Below are 5,808 nucleotides of genomic sequence, written 5' to 3'. Positions count from 1 at the left end.
AAGATGAGTTACACGGACTTTCTCGACCATTGTCCGATGAACGGTTTTCTATGGACGCTGCTGCTGGGCTGCATCGTCGCGCAGGTGCTGGACGGGTTCGATTTCCAGACGACCTCGTTTGCATTGCCTTTGATCATCAAGGAATTCCACATCAGCGCGACGCAGGCGGGCGCGATCGGCTCGGTGACCAATATTGGTCTTCTTCTCGGCGCGCTGCTGTTTGCACCGCTTGCCGACCGGATCGGGCGCAGGCCGATCTTTCAGTGCGCGCTGTTCGCGTACGCGTTCGGCACTTTTCTGAGCGCGATTGCGCCGAGCTACGAAGTGCTGCTGATTGCGCGTTTTATCGCGGGAATGGGCATCGCGGCTGAGTTTCCGGTGGCGTTCTCGCTGCTGGCGGAGTATTCGCCGAAGCGCCTGCGGCACATCTTCATCGGCTCGGGCGCGATCGGCTATTCGACGGGCTGGTTCGTGTGTGCGGTCGCGGCCACGCTGATCGTGCCGAGCTTCGGCTGGCGTGCGCTGTTCTGGGTTGGCGTGAGTCCGGCGTTGATGATCATCTACGTACGCCGTTTCATGCCGGAGTCGGTGCGGTTCCTGCTGCAGCAGGGGCGCGTCGAGGAAGCGGGGCAGATCGTGCGGCGGCTCGCCGACCGCGCGGGATACCGGTCGCTCGAACTGGTTGCGCCGGACTCGAACGCGCAGCCGGCGAACACTGCGCGGCCGTCGATGGGGCAGCAATTCTCCGTGCTGCGCTTCTCGGCGCTGACGATTGCGGTACTCGGGCTGTTCCAGCTCGCCAACAACATCCAGGTGGTCGGCTTCGGCACGTGGCTGCCGTCGATCTTCATCCGCCAGGGCTTCACGCTCACGCGCAGCTTCACGTTCACGATGATCGTGCTGGCGACCACGCCGCTTGGGCAGATCTTCGGTATGTGGCTGCAGGAGCGGATGCCGCGCAAGTGGGCGATGCTGCTGCTCTCGGGGCTCAGTGCACTGTGCTTTTTCGGCTTCGGTCTGGCGTTCGAATACCGCTATCCGATCGCGATCATCGTGGCGTGCAACGTGGGTTACCAGTTCTTCTCGGGCGGGGTGGTGCCGATCTTCTACACGCTGAGCAGCGAGCTGTTTCCGACGCGGGTGCGAGCGCTCGCATCGGGGCTGGTGGTCGCGTGTGCGCGGATTGGATCGATTACGGGGCCGTTCGTGCTGGGCTGGCTGCTGACGCTGGGCACAATGATTCATCAGATCATCTACTACTTCACGCTGCCGCTCGTGGGCGCCGCGGTCATTCTGGTGTTTACCGTCAAGGTCGATTCGCGGCAGAAGGCGCTTGAGGAAGTCAATCATGCGTCGGGTGAATGACACGAGCGCAGGACGGCTGCGAACGCGTCTGCGACAGTACGGTCGGACCGCTAAGGAGGCGCGCGGCGTCAGATGCGCAACGCGCCTCCCAATGAATCGAACAACTGCCGTGCCGGCAGATTAGGCGCCGAGCCCAGATACAGGTGATATTGCACATCCGGCAATGTGGGCAGCCCGTCCGATTCTCCTAATACCCGGAAGTCCGGGCCCATCATTTCAATCGATCGCGCCGTCACGCCCAGTCCAGCGCGTACCGCCGCGCGAATTCCCGGCAACGTTGGGGCGACGTAGGTCACCCGCCACGCCATCTTGGCGTGCTCGAGCCGTTCCAATGCCATGCGCCGGAACAGACTCGGCTCATCGGCAATGATCAGATCGAGCGGCTGCGAACGATCATAGCAATAGTCCGCCGCGCAGATCCAGGCGCTTGGCGATGCGCGCAGCGTCACACGACGAAATTCCGGCTGGTCGCGCGGAGAGATGGTCATATCGATCTCGCCGGCTTTCATCGCTTCCATCAGGAACGGGCTGCGGCCGACGTCGATCGTCATGCGCAAGCTCGGAAACGACTTCGAAAAGCGTTGCAGCAGATTCGGCAGGATCGAGTCGGCCACGTCGACCGGCGCACCGAGCCGCACTTCACCAGTCACTGCCGATCCGGCAATCGCCGCGCACGCTTCATCGTTGAGCGTGAGCATTCGCCTCGAGTAGTCGAGCAGTTTCATGCCGTCGTCGGTGAGCCGCTTTTCGCGGCCCTGTTTGCGAAACAGCGTTCGTCCGACCTGTGCTTCGAGTCGTTGCATCTGTTGCGTGACCGCGGATTGTGTGCGGTGGACCGACTCGGCCGCTGCCGCAAACGACTCGCGCTCGGCAATTGCGGCAAAGGTGCGCAATAACTCCATGTCCAGGTTGACGATGTTCATTGTGGGCATATTCAGTGTCGCGTGAATGGATTGTCTTCGGGTCTTCCCTGTGACCAAGCTTATTGCGGATCGTGTGGCGGCATTTGCAATGTGGCACTCAAAATATATAAGCCCCACTAATCGATTCGCACAAATTGTTGGATTGTTCTGGATGCGGCTCGGAACCTATAGTTTCCCTGCACCGATCACCCGGATGGCACGCAGCCAAGAGAGCACTTAGCGCGGACTCCGAATTTGATCGACGGATCAAACGGTGGAGTGATTTAACAAGGAATACTTCAAATGGAGACACGCACAAAACCGAATTGCCGCATGGCGATCGGCGGCGGCCGCCTGAAGCGGCCTTGCATCTGTCACCACCCGATCAACGCATAACACGGACAACACCATGCTGCCGCCGCTCAATCGGCGCAGCGGAAATAAGCTATGACCGACCTGATCGCAAACACATTGAAGGCATGGCGGTTTCTGTATCGCCGTGGCTTCATCGAAGGCTTCGGCCATATCGGCGTGCGCCTGCCGGATGACCGGTTCATGATCACGCGCCACTCGCTTGGAATGCAGGCGACGGCAGAAGACTTCGTGATCATGGATATGCAGGGGCGCAAGCTCGAAGGCGCGGGCGACCCGCCGGGCGAATATCCGATTCATCTTGAAGTGCTGGCTGCGCGGGCCGACGTCAATGCGGTGATTCACTATCACGGGATGTACTCGACGGCATTCACGACGAGCGGACAGCGTCTGCGGCCGGTTCACCTGATGGGCACGCTGTTTCATGACGGCATTCCGACTTACGACGACCCGCGCCTCGTCAGCGACCGCACGCGTGGCGCCTATCTTGCGCACGCGCTGGGCCGGCATCGCGCGGTGCTGATGTGCGCGCATGGTGCGACGGTGACGGGCGCGAGCGTCGAGGAAGCCGTGGCGAGTGCGTTTTTGTTCGAGGAAAACGCGCACCGTGCATGCATTAGCGCGACGCTCGGCGAACCGAAGTGGATCGACGACGAAACGGCGGCGTCGGCCGGTGCGGAGCTGATTGCCACGCGCGGACCGTTCCGCCGAGTCTGGGCGCTCGTCGAAGCCGAAGACGCCGACGCTCCCCGCATCCATGTTGGTGACCCGTCGCTCGCCGTCACCGCTGTTCGATCGGCGGCAAGCGACCCCGCCGCGCGCGACGACGCGGACACGATTCGCGTGATGACGTCCGGCGTCTTCACGGCTGCGTACCTCGCGCTGATGCCAGCGCTCGAAGCGCTGACCGGCAAGAGGGTGGTGACCGTCACGACGTCGATCGGCACAGGCGACGAGTCGATTCCTAGCCGGCTCAAGCGTTTCGAACCGGTCGATCTCGTGATCGTCGCCGAGCCGAACATGGAGCAGTTCCTCGACGCGGGCTATGTCTTGCCCGACAGCTGCAGGCTGGTGGCGCGCTCGTCGGTTGCGGTGGCCGTGCGCGAGGGTGCACCGGCGCCTGACGTCAGTTGTGAGGAAGCGCTCAGACGGACGTTTCTTCAGGCGCGCACGATCGCTTATTCGGCGAGCGCGAGTGGCAGGTATTTGACCACCGAGCTTTATCAGCGACTCGGAATCGCGGATGAATGCATGCCGAAAAGCCGCTTTGTGGGCGGTGGCGAGCGCACCGGTGCATTGGTCGCGCGCGGCGAGGCGGATCTCGCGTTTCAGCAATTTAGCGAATTGCGGCCTGTGCCGGGCATTGCTCATATCACGCCGATTCCTGCTGAGCTGCAAGCGGTGACGAACGTGGCGATCGGTATTCCCGCATGGAGCCGCAATGCGGCGCTGGCGCGTTGCGTGATCCGCTATCTGACATCGGCGGCAGCCGTCGATTCGATTGTCGAAAGCGGACTCGAGCCGATTGGCGGTGCGAGCGGAAGCAATGTGCCGGCGTCGTCGGGCGTCGTCAATGCCGCGACGAGCGCAGGTGCGCCGCTGGCGGTGCAACGGGCTGCGGCCGGTGTCGAATCGCTGTCAAGATCGGCAGCGCGGTAGGACTCAGGCGGCGACAATCCCGCCGTCACGAAAATGCACACGACGGAACGTAAGTATTCCGTTGCACTGAAACCGCACGACGCGGACTGGAAGGAGACGAAGCATGGCGGAGCTGGCAGAAGGTCGGAGAAGGTTCGAAAGTGGTACTGCGCAGGCGGCGTCGCCGTTCGCGGGCGCGAGCAAGATGAGTTACACGGACTTTCTCGACCATTGTCCGATGAACGGTTTTCTATGGACGCTGCTGCTGGGCTGCATCGTCGCGCAGGTGCTGGACGGGTTCGATTTCCAGACGACCTCGTTTGCATTGCCTTTGATCATCAAGGAATTCCACATCAGCGCGACGCAGGCGGGCGCGATCGGCTCGGTGACCAATATTGGTCTTCTTCTCGGCGCGCTGCTGTTTGCACCGCTTGCCGACCGGATCGGGCGCAGGCCGATCTTTCAGTGCGCGCTGTTCGCGTACGCGTTCGGCACTTTTCTGAGCGCGATTGCGCCGAGCTACGAAGTGCTGCTGATTGCGCGTTTTATCGCGGGAATGGGCATCGCGGCTGAGTTTCCGGTGGCGTTCTCGCTGCTGGCGGAGTATTCGCCGAAGCGCCTGCGGCACATCTTCATCGGCTCGGGCGCGATCGGCTATTCGACGGGCTGGTTCGTGTGTGCGGTCGCGGCCACGCTGATCGTGCCGAGCTTCGGCTGGCGTGCGCTGTTCTGGGTTGGCGTGAGTCCGGCGTTGATGATCATCTACGTACGCCGTTTCATGCCGGAGTCGGTGCGGTTCCTGCTGCAGCAGGGGCGCGTCGAGGAAGCGGGGCAGATCGTGCGGCGGCTCGCCGACCGCGCGGGATACCGGTCGCTCGAACTGGTTGCGCCGGACTCGAACGCGCAGCCGGCGAACACTGCGCGGCCGTCGATGGGGCAGCAATTCTCCGTGCTGCGCTTCTCGGCGCTGACGATTGCGGTACTCGGGCTGTTCCAGCTCGCCAACAACATCCAGGTGGTCGGCTTCGGCACGTGGCTGCCGTCGATCTTCATCCGCCAGGGCTTCACGCTCACGCGCAGCTTCACGTTCACGATGATCGTGCTGGCGACCACGCCGCTTGGGCAGATCTTCGGTATGTGGCTGCAGGAGCGGATGCCGCGCAAGTGGGCGATGCTGCTGCTCTCGGGGCTCAGTGCACTGTGCTTTTTCGGCTTCGGTCTGGCGTTCGAATACCGCTATCCGATCGCGATCATCGTGGCGTGCAACGTGGGTTACCAGTTCTTCTCGGGCGGGGTGGTGCCGATCTTCTACACGCTGAGCAGCGAGCTGTTTCCGACGCGGGTGCGAGCGCTCGCATCGGGGCTGGTGGTCGCGTGTGCGCGGATTGGATCGATTACGGGGCCGTTCGTGCTGGGCTGGCTGCTGACGCTGGGCACAATGATTCATCAGATCATCTACTACTTCACGCTGCCGCTCGTGGGCGCCGCGGTCATTCTGGTGTTTACCGTCAAGGTCGATTCGCGGCAGAAG

4 protein-coding genes are annotated in these 5,808 nt (G+C 62.4%); 3 read left to right on the top strand and 1 reads right to left on the bottom strand.

The features are described from left to right. Positions 1-1,365 (top strand): MFS transporter (locus CIC12_RS24260; protein ID WP_168667752.1); only part of this gene is annotated, 1,365 nt, incomplete at its 5' end. A gap of 68 nt (positions 1,366-1,433) precedes the next feature. Here the strand turns inward: CIC12_RS24260 and CIC12_RS24255 are convergent. After that, positions 1,434-2,297 carry a LysR substrate-binding domain-containing protein gene (locus CIC12_RS24255; RefSeq protein WP_238812867.1) on the bottom strand — a complete coding sequence of 288 codons (864 nt, stop codon included), beginning with the start codon at positions 2,295-2,297 and terminating at the stop codon, positions 1,434-1,436. Positions 2,298-2,714: 417 nt separating this feature from the next. Here CIC12_RS24255 and CIC12_RS24250 point away from each other — a divergent pair, with 417 nt between their 5' ends. Next, a complete protein-coding gene (locus tag CIC12_RS24250) occupies positions 2,715-4,298 on the top strand; it encodes a class II aldolase/adducin family protein (protein WP_168667750.1) in 1,584 nt (527 codons plus the stop codon). Between the two features lie 103 nt (positions 4,299-4,401). Further along, positions 4,402-5,808 (top strand): MFS transporter (locus CIC12_RS24245; protein ID WP_168667748.1); only part of this gene is annotated, 1,407 nt, incomplete at its 3' end.

It is taken from the genome of Paraburkholderia sp. SG-MS1, from assembly GCF_012275575.1.
Taxonomy (GTDB): domain Bacteria; phylum Pseudomonadota; class Gammaproteobacteria; order Burkholderiales; family Burkholderiaceae; genus Paraburkholderia.
This window is presented reverse-complemented; position numbering and strand designations above follow the sequence as displayed.